The 17,349-nt window shown below is 37.4% G+C and carries 18 protein-coding genes; 10 read left to right on the forward strand and 8 right to left on the reverse strand.

Going from position 1 to position 17,349, the window contains the following annotated elements:
* Positions 1–157: 157 nt before the first annotated feature.
* The 5 genes from FJR05_RS01010 to FJR05_RS01030 all read left to right on the forward strand — a co-directional run bounded on the left by FJR05_RS01010 (position 158) and on the right by FJR05_RS01030 (position 4,069).
* Complete coding sequence (locus tag FJR05_RS01010; protein ID WP_168642398.1) at positions 158–565, forward strand: hypothetical protein; 408 nt, start codon at positions 158–160, stop codon at positions 563–565.
* Between the two features lie 9 nt (positions 566–574).
* Positions 575–982 carry a DUF6575 domain-containing protein gene (locus tag FJR05_RS01015; protein WP_168642399.1) on the forward strand — a complete coding sequence of 136 codons (408 nt, stop codon included), beginning with the start codon at positions 575–577 and terminating at the stop codon, positions 980–982.
* A gap of 303 nt (positions 983–1,285) precedes the next feature.
* On the forward strand, positions 1,286–2,743 hold the full coding sequence (cobG, locus tag FJR05_RS01020) for a precorrin-3B synthase (protein WP_254446619.1): 1,458 nt from the start codon (positions 1,286–1,288) through the stop codon (positions 2,741–2,743).
* The gene (locus FJR05_RS01025; protein WP_168642400.1) at positions 2,736–3,362 is read left to right on the forward strand and encodes a precorrin-8X methylmutase; all 627 of its coding nucleotides are present in this window, start codon (positions 2,736–2,738) and stop codon (positions 3,360–3,362) included. The genes cobG and FJR05_RS01025 overlap by 8 nt, the downstream gene beginning before the upstream one ends.
* Complete coding sequence (locus tag FJR05_RS01030; protein WP_168642401.1) at positions 3,362–4,069, forward strand: precorrin-2 C(20)-methyltransferase; 708 nt, start codon at positions 3,362–3,364, stop codon at positions 4,067–4,069. The genes FJR05_RS01025 and FJR05_RS01030 overlap by 1 nt, the downstream gene beginning before the upstream one ends.
* Before the next feature lie 129 nt (positions 4,070–4,198).
* Here the strand turns inward: FJR05_RS01030 and FJR05_RS01035 are convergent, their stop codons facing one another.
* Positions 4,199–4,807 carry a (2Fe-2S) ferredoxin domain-containing protein gene (locus tag FJR05_RS01035; protein WP_168642402.1) on the reverse strand — a complete coding sequence of 203 codons (609 nt, stop codon included), beginning with the start codon at positions 4,805–4,807 and terminating at the stop codon, positions 4,199–4,201.
* A gap of 21 nt (positions 4,808–4,828) precedes the next feature.
* The gene (locus FJR05_RS01040) at positions 4,829–5,086 is read right to left on the reverse strand and encodes an Asr1405/Asl0597 family protein (protein ID WP_168642403.1); all 258 of its coding nucleotides are present in this window, start codon (positions 5,084–5,086) and stop codon (positions 4,829–4,831) included.
* A gap of 360 nt (positions 5,087–5,446) precedes the next feature.
* Here FJR05_RS01040 and FJR05_RS01045 point away from each other — a divergent pair, with 360 nt between their 5' ends.
* The 5 genes from FJR05_RS01045 (at position 5,447) to mutT (ending at position 12,369) form a co-directional block, all read left to right on the forward strand.
* On the forward strand, positions 5,447–6,001 hold the full coding sequence (locus FJR05_RS01045) for a Dps family protein (protein WP_168642404.1): 555 nt from the start codon (positions 5,447–5,449) through the stop codon (positions 5,999–6,001).
* Between the two features lie 518 nt (positions 6,002–6,519).
* Positions 6,520–9,774 (forward strand): carbamoyl-phosphate synthase large subunit, encoded by a 3,255-nt coding sequence (gene carB / locus FJR05_RS01050; RefSeq protein ID WP_168642405.1) that lies wholly within the window; start codon positions 6,520–6,522, stop codon positions 9,772–9,774.
* Positions 9,775–10,304: 530 nt separating this feature from the next.
* Positions 10,305–11,261: an RNA polymerase sigma factor, RpoD/SigA family gene (locus FJR05_RS01055; RefSeq protein ID WP_168642406.1), complete on the forward strand. Its 957-nt coding sequence runs from the start codon at positions 10,305–10,307 to the stop codon at positions 11,259–11,261.
* 246 nt (positions 11,262–11,507) lie between these two features.
* Complete coding sequence (locus tag FJR05_RS01060; RefSeq protein ID WP_168642407.1) at positions 11,508–11,852, forward strand: DUF760 domain-containing protein; 345 nt, start codon at positions 11,508–11,510, stop codon at positions 11,850–11,852.
* A 97-nt stretch (positions 11,853–11,949) separates the two neighbouring features.
* Positions 11,950–12,369 carry an 8-oxo-dGTP diphosphatase MutT gene (gene mutT / locus FJR05_RS01065; RefSeq protein ID WP_168642408.1) on the forward strand — a complete coding sequence of 140 codons (420 nt, stop codon included), beginning with the start codon at positions 11,950–11,952 and terminating at the stop codon, positions 12,367–12,369.
* 117 nt (positions 12,370–12,486) lie between these two features.
* On the opposite strand, the gene FJR05_RS01070 is transcribed toward mutT, so the two are convergent.
* The 6 genes from FJR05_RS01070 to FJR05_RS01095 all read right to left on the reverse strand — a co-directional run bounded on the left by FJR05_RS01070 (position 12,487) and on the right by FJR05_RS01095 (position 17,328).
* On the reverse strand, positions 12,487–13,005 hold the full coding sequence (locus FJR05_RS01070; protein ID WP_168642409.1) for a DUF29 family protein: 519 nt from the start codon (positions 13,003–13,005) through the stop codon (positions 12,487–12,489).
* A 241-nt stretch (positions 13,006–13,246) separates the two neighbouring features.
* On the reverse strand, positions 13,247–13,717 hold the full coding sequence (locus FJR05_RS01075; RefSeq protein WP_168642410.1) for a type II toxin-antitoxin system VapC family toxin: 471 nt from the start codon (positions 13,715–13,717) through the stop codon (positions 13,247–13,249).
* A complete protein-coding gene (locus FJR05_RS01080; RefSeq protein ID WP_168642411.1) occupies positions 13,717–14,010 on the reverse strand; it encodes a DUF2281 domain-containing protein in 294 nt (97 codons plus the stop codon). Before FJR05_RS01080 ends, FJR05_RS01075 begins: the two co-directional genes overlap by 1 nt.
* 210 nt (positions 14,011–14,220) lie before the next feature.
* Positions 14,221–14,961 carry an amino acid ABC transporter ATP-binding protein gene (locus FJR05_RS01085; RefSeq protein ID WP_168642412.1) on the reverse strand — a complete coding sequence of 247 codons (741 nt, stop codon included), beginning with the start codon at positions 14,959–14,961 and terminating at the stop codon, positions 14,221–14,223.
* Positions 14,962–15,178: 217 nt separating this feature from the next.
* On the reverse strand, positions 15,179–16,324 hold the full coding sequence (locus tag FJR05_RS01090) for an amino acid ABC transporter permease (protein WP_168642432.1): 1,146 nt from the start codon (positions 16,322–16,324) through the stop codon (positions 15,179–15,181).
* Positions 16,325–16,401: 77 nt separating this feature from the next.
* The gene (locus FJR05_RS01095; RefSeq protein WP_168642413.1) at positions 16,402–17,328 is read right to left on the reverse strand and encodes an amino acid ABC transporter permease; all 927 of its coding nucleotides are present in this window, start codon (positions 17,326–17,328) and stop codon (positions 16,402–16,404) included.
* Positions 17,329–17,349 lie beyond the last annotated feature (21 nt).

Consider the following 17,349-nt stretch of genomic DNA (forward strand, 5'->3'; position numbering starts at 1 on the left):
GAATTTATTCTCAGTCTCATAACGCAAGTCTGTTAAAACAGACTTAATAAATATCAATCTTCATTCAGGTGTAGATTAATTTTGCTATTAGCCAAGAAATGAATTTGTTCACAGTAGTGATATCATTTAAAAAATGTATTAAAATAATAGAAATAACATGGAATGGTCGAAGCATTTTCCTGAAAATTGCCCTCCTGAAACGGCTCAACCAATTTCAGGAACTATTTACCGTCTGGTAGATAATAACCCTCCTACATCTGATGATTTTAGATCATGGCGTGAACAAAATATAGATCAACCTTGTCCTAAAAACATCACAGAATGTCAAACTTGTGGACTCTCTGTTTTTACCTCAGAAGCAGGAGTTTGTAACGCTCGTAATAAAATTCCTGCACTTCGCAAAAAACAAGTAGCATTAGGATATGGAAATTCTAATTTAGGCGTAATGTTAAACACACCTTCCAGAAAAACAGGTAATGATCATTATACTTGGTGGTTGCTAGCTAATCAAGAACCTTGGAAAATTTTTGAAATTGTTAATATTACTTATCCTGACAAAAAATGAGGTTTATCTATGAAATTACTACCACAATACCCACCGCTAGTAAACCTAGAAATTATTGAAATCTATGAATATTATGATTTCCCCTGTTTATTTAGTTGTCAAAATGCTTCAGGACAGATTTTTTTAGCTGTTTGGATAGATGAAACACCAGCTTATAAAACATGGGTTTATTCTCCTATGTCGAAAAGCAGATTAAAAAATATTCGTTCTGGTAATATTGATTTATATGATGCTTTTAAAAAATCAGAAGATGGTTTTATTTATCAAGCTACAATTTCCGAAAATCATAATTTGGATGTTGTAGAAATTATATTTTGTGAACATCTCAATGATGAATGTTTACCCATAGCTGGCGAAACTATTGATTTTTCCGATGCAGTTTTTCCTCTGGAAAATAAGGAAAAAATCAAGATTTAAGATTAAAGCTTTATGAATAACCCCGTTATTTATAGTTGCTCGTAAACGTTGGTTAATGAGTAGTTGGCATCCTCCTAATGATTAAAAAAATTGACAATAGCCAAAAACGCCATCTCATGGTAAACTACTATATCTGAGAGTTAGGAAACTTCGGTTCGATTCCGGGACTGTGCCGCAACTGTAAAGTAATTTGAGATGATTGGAGTTTAAATAAAAATCCCCAATCCAAAATTGAGTAAGTCAGAATGCTAACTCTCAAGTGTTCACTTCCGTTCTGTCTCTGCGTCACACAGAGAAGGGGTCATGATTTTGCAAATTCCATTTACCGCTTGTCCAGGTTTATTTTACAACACAGCCGCCCAGGATGGTCTTCTTTATCGCTTGAGAATACCAGGGGGAATAATTAATTATAACCAATTTCAGGCGATCGCAGATATTGCTGATCATTATGGCAATGGTTATATTGATATTACCAACCGCGCTAATATTCAAATTAGAGAACTTAAAGACAGCATCAATGTTGAAGTTCTGAAAAAACTACAAGCATTAGGTTTAGCTTCTACAAATGCCAAAATAGATCATGTCCGCAACATCATGACCAATCCCACAGCGGGTATTGATACTGAAGAATTACTAGATACTCGTTCCTTAGTCAAAGCCTGGGAAGAATATATTACTGCACATTCTCAGCTTTCTGAATTATCGGCGAAATTTAGCATTTGCTTCGACAGTGGCGGCAAAGTTGCCGTAAAATATCAACCCAATGATATTATATTGGCAGCCGAATTAAATAACAGCAATGTATATTTGCGGTTATATCTCAGTTACGGAGAAAAAGGAGAACCAGCAAAAGACACAGGAATCTTATTCAAACCAGAAGAGACAATACAAGTCTTAGGCGCATTAGCAGAAACTTACCGAAAACACATAGATACTAAAAACCGTCCTAAACCTCGCTTAAGAGAAATCATCAATAACATCACAATCAAAGAATATCTTCACCAATTTCAACAAAACCTCAACCCCCATATACTTAATCTTACAAAAACTCCTCTCTGCGCCTCTGCGCCTCTGCGAGAAAAAACTCATATTGGCACTTATTCCCAACGCCAAACCGGATTGTATTATATCGGCATAGTTTTACCATTAGGAAGATTAGAAGCGTGGCAAATGAGGAGTTTAGCGGATATTGCCCGAAGGTATGGTGATGATAATATCAGGTTAACACCTTGGCAAAACTTACTATTAACCGATATTCCCCAAAATCAAATTAGTAAAGTTGAGCAAGAAATTACCCATTTAGGTTTAAACTCTTCACCAACCGACATCAAAAGTTTTTTAGTAGCTTGTTCCGGTAAACGAGGGTGTGCTGCTGCGGTAACAGAAACCAAAGAGGATGCTATCAACTTGGCAAAATACCTAGAAAATCTGATGATTTTAGACTCTTCTGTGAATATTCACTTTAGTGGTTGCAGTAAATCTTGCGCTCAACACACTCAAGCTGATATTACCTTACTAGGTATTACCATAGAAACCCCTGGCTATCAAGTTTATGTTTTGGGTCATTTACTTTATGAACATGTGACTATAGCGAAAATTCCGATTTTGATTCAACAGATGTTGGCAGTGTATCAAAAACAACGTCTAAGTTTACAAGAAACCTTTGGACAATTTATTGAACGTCACAGCCAGCAATTAAACCAGTTATTTAGCCAAACAACGCCCAATCTAACCTTTACAACCTGTAAATATTATGTTTGATTACATCCGTGATGGTAGTGAAATATATCGTAATTCCTTTGAAATTATTCGGTCAGAGTCCAATCTCGCCAGATTTCCTGAAGACGTATCGAAAGTTGCTGTGCGGATGATTCATGCCTGTGGAATGACGGATATTGTTAATGACTTTGAATATTCACCCACAGCGGTAGAAGCAGGGAAAAAAGCTCTAATTGCCGGCGCACCAATTTTGTGTGATTCTCACATGGTAGCCGAGGGAGTGACAAAAAAGAGATTGCCTAAAAACAATAAAGTTCTTTGTACCCTCAATGATCCAGAAGTACCACAATTAGCCAAAAGACTTAGAAATACAAGGTCAGCAGCGGCCTTGGAGTTCTGGCGGTTTCATATAGAAGGGGCAATTGTGGTGATTGGGAATGCACCTACAGCCCTATTTAGGTTATTGGAAATGCTAGACGAGGGAGTTCCTAGACCGGCATTAATTTTGGGTTTTCCTGTCGGTTTCGTGGGTGCAGTCGAGTCAAAAGTCGCATTGGCCGCAGATAGCCGCAATGTCCCATTTATGACTTTACATGGAAGAAGGGGCGGAAGTGCGATCGCTGCTGCTGCTGTTAATGCCCTAGCCAGTGAGGAAGAATAATGACTAATCCCGGAGGTCGTCTTTATGGAATTGGTGTGGGACCTGGAGACCCTGAACTCATCACCTTAAAAGCCTTGCGTCTCCTCCGTTCTGCCCCAGTTATTGCTTATCAATCAGCAACAAATAAAGAAAGTATCGCCAGAAAAATCGTTTCCTCCTATCTGGACAATAATCAGATTGAGGTAGCGTTTCATCTTCCTCGCGCCTTAGAACCAGAAAAGGCTAAATCTATCTATGACCAAGAAACTCAACCCATTGCTGACCATTTAGCAGCAGGTCGGGATGTGGTGGTTATCTGTGAAGGAGATCCGTTTTTCTACGGTTCATTTATGTATCTTTTCACTCGATTAGCTGATAAGTATAAAACGGAAGTCGTCCCCGGAGTTTCCTCACTCATGGCCTGTCCTGTCGCCCTGGGTTTACCATTTACCTATTACAATGATGTCCTCACGGTTTTACCTGCACCATTACCCAGAGAAGCCTTAATTAGCCAACTTTTAGCCACTGACGCTGCGGCTATTATGAAACTTGGTCGCCATTTTCTCAAAGTCAGGGATATTCTCCATGAATTAGGACTAGCTTCACGGGCTAGATACATTGAACGCGCTACAACAACGCAGCAACGCATATTACCTCTTGATGAAGTTGAACCTCTTGATGTACCTTATTTCTCGATGATTGTTATCCCTACGAAAAGTAAGTTGTAGTTTTCAAGGAGTCAGGAGTCAGGAGTCAGGAGTCAGGAGTCAGGAGTCAGGCGTTTGATACAGCAAATCGTAAAACCTGTAGGGGCGGGGTCTCCCCGCCCTCTTGATTGTATTTCATCCTCAAGATAACTAAACTTCAACAAGACTGGGGATATTTTTTGCTTTGTCCTGACTTTTCTCTGCAAAATGCTTATCTATCAAAGCTGGAACTTGAGACGCTTGAATTTTACTATAACGAGTTTTATCGGGCATAACTAAATTAGGACCAGCTTTACAGTTTTTCATACAGCCAGTACCTTTAATAGTGACTGAATCTTCTAAACCGCTGTCTCTTAACTCTGACTCCAAAGCTTGACACAAAGCTTTACCACCACGCTTCATACAATCAGATTTTTGACAAACGAGAATTGTTTGGGTTTTAGCTGGTTTCGGCTTAATTTGATTCTGTGCAACAACTATTCCCATATCTGCACTTGCAGCCATAACCCGTTCTGCAACCAGAGTTACCTGATCTTTTTTGGCGTTATATTGTTTTGTCCCCACAACTTGCAGCCAAGTACCTTGAGGTAAACGCAAATCAAAAGCACTCCGTAAATGTTTAGCTAACTTTATATAACATTCACCCTCAGAAGTTCCTAATAACAAACCCTTCAGCTTATATCCATCCTTGATCACAAAATCCAGAAATCTGCCTTCAAAACAAAATTCTGTGACTGCTGAATTAGTAGATATACTCATTTTTTTAACCTATTTTTCTCACTAAAATTTTTGGTAACGACAACGCCAACAATTTTCAAGATTTCCAATCAAGTCTTGACGAGAAGCAATGAATTGTTGAATTACACTCCAAAGCTGAATAGCTGCGGTGGGATTATGTATTTCTACCATTAAAGGTTGATTAGTCTCACAAACACAAACTATATCTAATTCTTGCAAGCGTTGATAAACCTGCCAACGGTCTGCCCAATTTATATCAATAACGTGCTTTCTATCCGTGTCTGAACTAAAAGATTTCAAGCGAGTAGCCCTCAAAATGCCATAAAGTTGCAGTAAAACTAGAAACTCACAGTCTAAATTTGCGATTTAGTCGGAGTTTAGCATCTTTCCTTACAATACACTAACTGAAAAATATTGTCATTAATTTTGAGAAAAAATCTCATTTTTTCTTTGTTGAGAGATATACATATATTGAACTTTAAGTCAAGATAAATACCAAGGATATACCTTTAAACATAGATATTGTAGAAAAATTGATACTTGTGATTGCTAATAATGAAGAAGTTTTTTAGATTTAGTAGTCTTGTTTTTATTTTGAGAATGCTAATATGTTAGAGGTAATCACTAAAAAGTCCTAATCTTTAAACAAAGAGGAAAACCATGTCTGATACACAAACTATAGTACAAAACTTTGGTCAGGTTTATGATAATCCTGTATTACTTGATCACAGTGTCACTGTTCCAGTCATCGAAGGATTTAATGTTGTATTAGCTAGTTTTCAGGCATTGTACTTGCAATACCAGAAACACCATTTTGTAGTTGAAGGTGCAGAATTCAATTCACTCCATGAATTCTTTAACACTAGCTATAAAGAAGTACAAGATCATGTCCATGAAATTGGCGAGCGCTTAAATGGATTGGGAGGTATACCCGCAGCCAGTTTTAGTAAGTTAGCTGAATTATGCTGTTTTGAACCAGAAGTAGATGGCGTATTTTCTGCTCGCAAGATGGTAGAAAATGATCTAGCTGCGGAACAAGCATTAATTGGCGTAATTCGCCGCCAAGCTGGACAAGCAGAGAGTTTGGGTGATAGAGGTACACGCTACTTATACGAGAAAATTCTTTTGAAAACTGAAGAAAGAGCTTATCACTTAGCTCATTTCTTAGCTAAAGACAGTTTAACTTTTGGTTTTGTCCAACTTGCTCAAAATTAAACTTTTCATAATCTCAATTTAACTAAATTCAGATTAAATAAATTTTAGTAGTTGAGAATTTTACAAACTTAATTTTTTTGGCAGAGAGATGTAAATTACCTTTTCTGCCATTTTTTATATCAGAATTTTAAAACTATTTATTTTCATTGCATATTTTCTATATCTAATCAGAAATTATTCATAAGTTAGTCGAGCTATCTTAATTAGAATATAATCTCAAGAATAATTAAACGCAGATGAACGGAGAGGAACGCAGATAAAGAAAAATAAATTAATTATCTGTGTAGCTTTATTGTTATAATTCCTAGCAAATAAATAAACACTTAAATTCTCTCGACGACCCTGCGCCTCTGCGTGAGAAAAAAATGTAAAAACCAGTACCAAAAATCCCCCGTTTCCATACATCCTTCCCTTTACCATGATTAAAACCCGGAAAAGTTGATAATGAATGGCATGATGAGGGGTAAAGACCCTTAAAATAGTCAAGATTTGTATTTTTGTAATCTAAGGTAAAAACTATGCCCCGTCGTCAAGACCTCAAAAAAATTCTCCTGTTAGGTTCAGGTCCAATTGTGATTGGCCAAGCCTGTGAATTTGACTATTCTGGAACTCAAGCCTGTAAAGCTTTGCGAGAAGAAGGCTATGAAGTCGTGCTGGTAAACTCCAACCCAGCGACTATTATGACCGACCCGGAAACAGCCGACCGCACCTATATTGAACCGCTGACACCGGAAATAGTCGAAAAAGTTATTGCCAAAGAACGCCCAGATGCTTTATTGCCAACAATGGGAGGACAAACCGCCCTGAACTTGGCTGTAGCTTTGGCGAAAAATGGCGTTTTAGATAAATACAACGTCGAGTTAATTGGTGCAAAATTACCCGCAATTGAAAAAGCCGAAGACAGAAAACTGTTTAACGAAGCTATGGCTAAAATTGGGGTTGCAGTATGTCCCAGTGGTACAGCTTCCACTTTAGACGAATCCAAAGCGATCGCTCTGCAAATTGGTACATATCCCTTAATTATCCGTCCAGCCTTTACAATGGGGGGGACTGGTGGCGGTATCGCCTATAATCAAGAAGAGTTTGAAGAAATGGCACAGGTAGGGATTGATGCTAGTCCTGTTTCCCAGATTCTCATTGACCAATCTCTACTCGGTTGGAAAGAGTATGAATTAGAAGTAATGCGAGATTTAGCCGATAACGTCGTCATTATCTGTTCTATCGAAAATCTCGACCCTATGGGGATTCATACAGGGGATTCTATCACCGTTGCTCCTGCCCAAACCTTAACTGATAAAGAATATCAACGGTTACGGGATATGGCAATTAAAATTATCCGGGAAATTGGTGTGGAAACCGGCGGTTCTAATATCCAGTTTGCCGTAAATCCTGAAAATGGGGATGTGGTGGTAATTGAAATGAATCCTCGTGTGTCTCGCAGTTCGGCTTTATCTTCCAAAGCTACAGGGTTTCCCATTGCCAAAATCGCTGCTAAGTTGGCTGTGGGTTACACTTTGAATGAATTGCAAAACGATATTACCAAAAAAACCCCCGCTTCCTTTGAACCGACAATTGACTATGTAGTTACCAAAATTCCCCGGTTTGCGTTTGAAAAATTTCCTGGTTCTGATTCCGTCCTCACCACCCAAATGAAGTCAGTGGGAGAAGCAATGGCTATTGGGCGGACATTTAATGAATCCTTTCAAAAAGCCTTACGTTCTCTGGAAACCGGTCGCGCTGGTTGGGGTTGTGATAAAGCTGAAAAATTGCCCAGTGGTGAACAAATTCGCGCTCAATTGCGGACTCCTAACCCAGAACGCATCTTTTCTGTACGTCATGCTATGCAGCTAGGAATGACTAATGAAGAAATTTATGAACTAACAGCAATTGACCCTTGGTTTTTGGATAAATTACAAGAACTGCTAGAAATAGAAAAATTTCTCAAACGGACTCCTTTGAAGCAGTTGACAAAAGCGCAAATGTATGATGTGAAAAGAAATGGGTTTAGCGATCGCCAAATAGCTTATGCTACAAAAACCAAAGAAGACGAAGTTCGCACATATCGCAAACAGCTAGAAGTTATCCCCGTTTACAAAACCGTTGATACTTGCGCGGCGGAATTTGAAGCCCTGACTCCCTATTACTATTCTACCTACGAAGAAGAAACGGAAGTATTACCAACCGATAAACCCAAAGTGATGATTTTGGGTGGTGGTCCAAACCGCATTGGTCAAGGAATTGAGTTTGATTATTGTTGTTGTCATGCTGCGTATTCTCTACATGATGCCGGGTATGAAACAATTATGGTCAACTCTAACCCAGAAACAGTTTCTACAGATTACGATACCAGCGATCGCCTGTATTTTGAACCCTTAACCAAAGAAGACGTTCTCAACATCATCGAAGCCGAAAACCCCGTCGGTATCATCGTCCAATTCGGTGGACAAACACCATTAAAATTAGCCGTTCCTCTCCAAGAATATTTACAAGGTGCTAATAGTATCACCAAAATTTGGGGAACATCACCCGATTCTATAGATATGGCGGAAAATCGGGAACGGTTTGAAAAGATTCTTCAAGAATTAAATATCGCTCAACCGCCTAATGGTATGGCGAGAAGTTATGAAGATGCTTTAATTGTTGCCAAGCGGATTGGTTATCCTGTGGTGGTACGTCCTAGTTATGTATTGGGAGGACGGGCGATGGAAATCGTTTATTCTGATACTGAATTAGAACGCTACATGACCTTTGCCGTCCTGGTAGAACCAGAACACCCGATTTTAATTGATAAATTCTTAGAAAACGCCATTGAAGTGGATGTAGATGCGATCGCCGATCATACTGGTAATGTCGTCATCGGTGGCATCATGGAACACATTGAACAGGCAGGGATTCACTCCGGTGACTCAGCTTGTTCCTTACCTTCCATTTCCCTATCTCCCGCCGTCCTCAACCAAATTCGTTTATGGACAGTGCAACTAGCACAAGCTCTGTCTGTAGTGGGATTAATGAATATTCAATTTGCTGTAGTTGGTGCAAATGGTTATTCTCCCCAAGTGTATATTTTAGAAGCCAACCCCAGAGCATCACGGACAGTTCCCTTTGTCTCTAAAGCCACAGGCGTACAATTAGCCAAACTCGCATCCTTAGTAATGTCCGGGAAAACCTTAGAAGAAGTGAACTTTACAAAAGAAGTCATTCCCTCTCATATTGCCGTTAAAGAAGCCGTTTTACCATTTAGTAAATTCCCTGGTACAGATACCATTTTGGGTCCAGAAATGCGCTCCACAGGGGAAGTAATGGGCATTGATAGCGATTTTGGTCGCGCCTTTGCGAAAGCCGAATTAGGTGCAGGGGAAAAATTACCGCTTCAGGGGACTGTATTTGTCTCCATGAGTGACCGAGACAAACCTCTCGCAGCAGATGTAGTCAAAGAGTTTATTAAGTTAGGCTTTACAATTATGGCTACCCAAGGGACACGCCAAGTCCTGCAAGAACAAGGATTAGAGGTGAAATCAGTCCTCAAACTCCATGAAGGTCGTCCCCATGTTCTGGATGCCATTAAAAATCAAAACATTCAATTGATCATTAACACACCTTCTGGAGAAGAAGCTCATGCCGATTCTAAATTAATTCGTCGCACCGCTTTGGGTTACAAAATCCCCATCATTACCACTATCGCCGGTGCTAGAGCCACAGCCGCCGCTATCCGTTCCTTGCAAAACACAACTTTGGATGTCAAGGTAATCCAAGAATACTGTCCCATGAGTTAATTGTCCTTTGTCAGTTGTCCTTTGTCAGTTGTTCGTTGTTGGCTGTTTTTTCTTTCCCTCTGACCACTGACCACTGACAACTGACCACTGACCACTAACAACTGACAAAACGTTAAGCAATCGTTACAAAAAAATTATTATCGTTATCATTGAGATATTTTAACAAATATGAGGGAGCTATTTCTTCGCTAGAGAATTGATCATTATTGCAGTAAATGTATGTTTTTCGGTAATTTCAGCGTTTGGAGTGATCCCAAATTACTGCCAAAGTGCGGGTTTCCCTATAGTCAAGTTATTCTCATAAATGTTACAATTATTAATATTCCCAAAAACACAAAAAATGTTTGACTTGCTACTGTGTATCTAACTATAGACACTTGTGGAAACAAGGAGACAGATGTAACGTTTGGTAGTGAAGTACCTAATTTTCCCAAATATGGTGAACCTGAGTTAATCAGGTGTGACCATCTGAACACATTCTTTCGTTAACGACCCTATCGGCAAACCCACCATTACCCAAGAGTAGCGCCATGAAGACCGCTCAATCAGCCACCGACCTCGTGCGGACTTACCTGCGTGAGATTGGCCGTGTGCCACTCCTCACCCACGAAGAAGAGATTTTTTATGGTAAACAGGTGCAACGATCTACTGCCTTGCATGAGATCCGGGAAGGTCTTGCTACCCAGTTAGGTCATGAACCCAGTGTAGAAGAATGGGCAAAAGCCTCTGATATAGAAGTATCCGAATTAAATCAGGCGATCGCTGTTGGTGAAATAGCAAAACGGAAAATGGTAGAAGCCAATCTCCGTTTAGTCGTGTCCGTTGCTAAAAAGTACATCAAACGTAATGTTGACTTACTTGATCTCATTCAAGAAGGCAGTATCGGAATGCAACGGGGTGTAGAAAAATTTGACCCCACCAAAGGATACAGATTTTCTACCTATGCCTATTGGTGGATACGTCAAGCCATTACGAGGGCGATCGCCGAAAAAGCCCGGACAATTCGCTTACCTATTCATATTACGGAAAAACTCAACAAAATTAAAAAAGCCCAGCGGCAACTATCCCAAGGACTAGGACGTGCGCCCACAGTAGCGGAATTATCCCAAGAACTAGATTTAACGCCCAAACAGGTGCGAGAGTACCTAGAAAAAGCCCGTCTACCATTATCTCTAGACCTGCGGCTAGGAGATAATTATGACACCGAACTGGGGGAAATGCTAGAAGACACAGGAGCGACACCGGAAGATTTTGTTATGCAAACTTCCCTGTCCTATGACTTGGAAAGAATGATGTCAGAACTCACACCCCAGCAAAAGGAAGTCATTAGTCTCCGCTTTGGTTTAGTAGATGGACAATCCTTAACCTTGGCTAAAATTGGTGAAATCCTGAATATTAGCCGAGAACGAGTCCGCCAAATTGAACGTGAAGCCCTCAACAAACTTCGCAAATCTAAAGCAACTATGAATGAGTATCTTGCCAGTTAGTCAGTTGTTATTAGTTAATGGTCAGTTATTTTTTGCTTTGTGGGTGGAGTTTCCCCACCCATACTCACTCAATAGGTGAAAAACACTCCCATTCTAGTACGGTTAAACCGACTCCCTCGAAAGGAATAAACTGTTAGATTAGTGGACATGAATTATATAATAGTCAACTAGATCGAATAAGCAATAACTACCAGTTATTCCAGTCACAAACACCGTCGTTAGTAGTGGCAGTACAGGAGGTCAAAGGTGAGTAACAAATCTAATCGAGTATCAGAATTTTTTAATAGTGAGTCGGAAACAAGTAATTTATTATGGCAATACGTTAAATCATTAAGTCCAGAAACAGTTAACCAATTATCTAAACCTACTTCTACAGAAGTTTTGCAGGTAATGGAACGGAATATTATCGGACTTTTAGGAAATCTCCCTTCTGAACAGTTCGGGATTACTATTTCTACTAATCGGGAAAACTTAGGTCGCTTATTAGCATCCGCGATGATTAGTGGTTACTTTTTGCGGAATGCAGAACAAAGAATGGGTTTTGATACGGTTATACAAACAACAGAAGCTAATAGTGGCGAAGTTGAATAGTATTTTTGTAGGAAAATTATCAAAATAAATATCAACTCAGTAGAGATATAATTAATCTACCGAGTTTTTTTGTTATTTATTGATAATTGGTAATTATATGAATGAAAGTATTTCTATCCCTCATAAAATTATTGGTGTTGCTGTTATTTGGAATGACCAAAAACAGATATTAATTGATAGACGCTTACCTACAGGTGCAATGGGTGGTTTATGGGAATTTCCGGGGGGAAAAATTGAAATTGGTGAAACTATTCAAGAATGTATTAAACGAGAAATTGCTGAAGAATTAGGAATAGAAATTGCCGTTGGAGAACATCTAATTACTATTGATCATACATATACTCATTTACGAGTGACTTTAACAGTTCATCATTCTCAGCATTTAGCAGGTATTCCCCAAGCCATAGAATGTGATGAAATTCGCTGGGTGAGTTTAGATGAATTGGATAATTTTACCTTTCCCGAAGCGAATGGAGAAATTATCACAGCTTTGAGGAAATATCATCAGAGAAATTGATAAATTACATCATAGCCCCCTCTTCGCTTGCGGGGAGAGGGTTGGGGGTGGGGTTCTTGTATCTCACTCAACCGATAACCACTATATTTGTAGAGGTGTAGTAATTTATAATTTGCTTCATCTTTTCCCTAGCTTCCAATCTTCACCACCAGGTAACTGAGTTAAATAATCATCAATTACCGCTGGTAATTCCTTCACTGAATATTCATAAGTTAATTTCAAGAGAATTTCTGATTGATTAATTATCTGTTCTTTATCTACCATTTCTGCAAGCTTAAATGGACTGTAATTACCATTCATTACCTCATCACTAGCATCACGAATAGCTTCTTCAAATTCATCTTCTAGAATTAATTCCCATTCATCTATTTTGACATAATAAGAACTTTTATTATCTTGTAAATTTATTTTTTTGATTTCTCGAATAGAACCACGAATTGAATTTGCCCAAGAATTAGTTAACCGTTGTTCTACCTGATTTTTAATTAAATGAATCATTAATCTCACTAAAAATGATTGGATATTGCGTAAAATCGCTTGTCTACCCATTCCCTCTAATTCATCTACAATAGCTAAAGCATCTGTATAACGCTGTTCTAAAATACTATTTCTGAGGTCTATTAATTCTTGTGTCATTGGTATATTAACCTCTGCTATTGTTAGTGCTTTTGCTTATTGTTTATTTTTCACGGTAATACTAGGTTTAAAATTTGGTTGGCTTGGTGTTGCAGGTGGTATTGTAATATGGATTTCATGTATTCCCGTTTTGTTTGCTTATCGTTCTTTAAAAAACAAGCTAGAAAATCACTATTTTAGCGAATGGAAACAATTTTTCATTGATGCTAGTACATCATTATTAGGTATATTTTTAGGTTGGTTAGTTTATCAAAACTTCCCCATATTTGGACATCGTTAAACCATTCATGGAACCCCACGCTACTAACTTTAGGGTATATTTAGATGAATAAAAACTGAGGTTAGGGTAATTTAAAATTGCCTCATCTTCAGTCATAATAGTTAAATTATGTTCTAAAGATTGACAAATAATTAAACGATCAAAAGGATCTTTATGTATCATTGGTAATTTAATCAACTGTTTAATAGTATTCTCCTTAATATCCAAAATTTTAATTAAATGATCACTTCTTTTTTGAGGAAGATAAATTTCTGGTGATTCAGGAAAACTTAGTTTACCTATTTGATATTTAATCACGCATTCCCAAATAGAAACTACACTCAAGAATACCTGATTATTAGAATTAACAATAGCTTGAGATTTATCCTCACTGAGACGAGGATCTTCACTAATTAACCAGAGAAAAATATGAGTATCTAAAATAATATTCATTATCCTGCAAATAATTCTAAAATTTCATCAGGTAAAGGTTCATTAAAATTATTTGGAACTGTAAATTCACCCTTACACAAACCAAGAGGACGAGTTTTATTTTCTTGACGATAATTTTCTAAAATCTGTTCAATCTCTTCATTGGTTAAAATATGACTAGATGAAACAATAGATTGTGATTGTTCTGAATTTAAAAAAGTAACAATTACCTTTGTTTTATGAGGAATATTATCAGGTTTTTCCTGTAATTTAATTTCTCCTTGATCATAAATTCCTTCAATGCTTTTTAACATGATTTTTACTCCTTATTAGAGATCAGAAAAACAGATTGAGACTATTTTCTTAATCACCCTATTATCTCATAAAGATAGGTGAAAGTAACCAGTAGGTTGGGTTGAACGAAATGAAACCCAACATTATTAATACAATATTTTCTATTTTAGCATACCACAGGAATATTTAACCCTAAGTCTGATGCACCCTATCAAGTCAATTAAATCACCTTAGAGAATTTGGGATAAAAATTTCCTGGTTCTTTCTTCTTTGGGATTAGTAAAAAAGGTGTCGGGGGTAGAAGATTCAACTAATAAACCGCTATCCATTAACACAACTCTATCAGCAACCTCTCGCGCAAATCCAACTTCATGGGTAACAACTACCATTGTCATTCCGTCATTAGCTAGGTTTCGCATTACGTCTAAAACTTCTCTCACCATTTCTGGATCTAATGCTGATGTGGGTTCATCAAATAACATAATTTTCGGTTGCATTGCTAATGCACGCGCTATGGCTACTCGTTGTTGTTGTCCACCGGATAATTGTCCGGGATATTTTTGTGCTTGCGCTAAAATTCCCACTCTTTCTAATAACTGCATTGCTAATGCTTCCGCTTTTACTTTGGATATTTTGCGGACATATATTGGTGCTAAGGTGATATTTTGTAAAACTGTTAAATGGGGAAATAAATTAAATTGCTGAAATACCATTCCCACTTCTCGCCGAATTGTTTCAATATTTCTTAAATCATGACTGAGGGTAATTCCGTCAATGGTAATAATTCCCTGTTGATATTCTTCTAAAGCGTTAAATGTGCGAATAAAGGTTGATTTTCCTGAACCAGATGGTCCCATTAAAACAACGACTTCTCCCCGTTCTACATTTAAACTGACACCTTGGAGGGCATGAAATTTACCATACCATTTGTGAACATCTTCAGCGATGATTATAGGATTTGTTTCTGTCATAATATTCCTTATATTCCTTTTGTGTTGTTTAAAATTTTAGAAATGTTGGGTTTCCTTGCGTCAACCCAACCTACGGGTAATTGGTGATAAAATCATTGTTTTTTATCCTGTTTATCCTTTAATCCTGGGTATCCTGATTCTGACAATTATTCCTTTTGTGTAGTTTAAGATTTAAATAAATATTTAGGAATGTTGGGTTTCCTTGCGTCAACCCAACCTACGAGGTTAATTGTTTTTCTAGGTTTTTAGCAGCTAAGGACATTGAATAACAAAATACCCAATAAATCAAACCGATAAATAAATATACTTCTGCATATCTTCCTAAAAATTGTGGTTGTGCTAATATAGATCGTGCCATTCCTGTTAATTCTACTAATCCTACTAATGATAAAAGAGAAGTATCTTTAAATAAACCAATAAATTGACCAACAATTGCGGGAATAACTGCGCGTAAGGCTTGGGGTAATATGACTAATATGAGTAATAAAGGTGTATTTAATCCTAGTGCTTTTCCGGCTTCTATTTGTCCTCTAGGAATTGCTTGTAGTCCTCCGCGCACGTTTTCAGCCATGTATGCTGCACTAAATAATATTAGTCCCACAATACCTCTAAGTAATCTATCTAAACGTAAATCTGCTGGTAAGAATAAGGGTAACATGACTTGGGCTAAAAATAGAATCCCAATTAATGGTAATCCTCTAACGATTTCAATATAAAGAATAGAAAACCACCGAACTACAGGTAAATTACTTGTTCTTCCTAATGCAAGTAAAACTCCTATGGGGAAGGAAAGAACAATACTAATTATTGCCATTAATAGGGTAAGTAATAACCCATTCCATAAGTTTGTAGATACAGGTTGTAATCTTAAACCACCACCAATTAACCAGATAATTAGGGGACAAGACAATAACCAAGTTAGCGAAAGCCAAGGTGTGATGATTTTAGTAAATTTTTGACCAATTATCAAACCTGCAACTATTAAACCTGTAATTAATAATAACCATAAACGGCTTATTAATGGTATGGGTAAAATTAATAATAAAATACCAGTAATCACAGCAGCAATCAACGAATTGCGTTTTGTGAATATTACTTTTTTGGTAAATGCACCCCCAGTAATTGCGGTTAAAGTTGTAGATATTCCCAAAACTACCCAAATTCGCCAATATAAACTTTGGGGAAATCTTCCTACTAAAAATAAGTGTAAATTAACTTGAATTACTTGCCATTGTGCTTTAGTAATTAACCAAATTGTAAATCCTTGAACTAACCAAAATAGAAATATAAAACAAACAACAGTTAGTAAACTATTGTACCAATTATTAAAGAGATTTTTTCTTAACCAACTAAGTTTAATCATCATAAAAATGTGAGACTGTATAGAATAATCATCACCCGTATTCATCCGCGTTTATCTGCGTTTATCCGCGTTCAAAATCATCTTTCCTTAATTTGCACAGAACGATTAAATAAATTCATGGTGAAAGAAATAATCAAACTCAAAGTTAGATAGGTAATCATAATTAACAACATTACTTCTACAGCTTTCCCCGTTTGGTTAAAGGTTGTAGAAGCTACGAAATAAATATCAGGATAACCGATTGCGATCGCTAAACTGGAATTTTTGGTTAAATTGAGATATTGACTGGTTAAAGGGGGAATAATCACCCGCAAAGCTTGGGGAAAAATAACCAATCGCATTGCTAAACCTGGGTTTAACCCCAGAGATTTGGCTGCTTCTAGTTGTCCTTTCGGGACTGATTGAATCCCCCCCCGCACAATTTCCGCAATAAACGCACCTGTGTAAAAAGTTAACCCCAATAATAAACTAGAAAATTCTGGAGACAAGGTAAACCAAGGAAGTTGAATCCCGTTTTGGCTAAAGTTAACCAAACCCAGAAAAGACATTTTATTATCTGCTTTGGGAAAACTCAAGAAAACTGCAAAATACCAAAATAGCAATTGCAATAATAATGGAGTATTCCGAAAAACCTCTACATAAACCAGACTAATTTTCTTCACTAACCAATTATCTGATAATCGCGCAATTCCCGCAGTAATTCCCACAATTGTGGTGAGGAAAATTCCCATTACTGCTATTCGTAAGGAATTTATTAATCCCACTAATAAAGCATAATTATAAGCATCCGTTGGTTTGTAGTTAATGAGAGTTTCCCCAATATCAAAAGATGCTTGTTGTTTGAGAAAGTTAAATCCAAATTGGATTCCTAATTGCTGTAGATTTCGTTTGATATTCCCCCACAAAATAACAACTATAACTACTGCTAAAAATACAAAAATTAGCTGGATAGCATTTTGCCAAAAGCGATTATCACGCCATAAAGGAGGTTTGGAATTGGTCATTAGTTAGTGGTTAATAGTAAA

This window comes from Dolichospermum sp. UHCC 0259, assembly GCF_009711935.1.
Taxonomy (GTDB): Bacteria; Cyanobacteriota; Cyanobacteriia; order Cyanobacteriales; family Nostocaceae; genus Dolichospermum.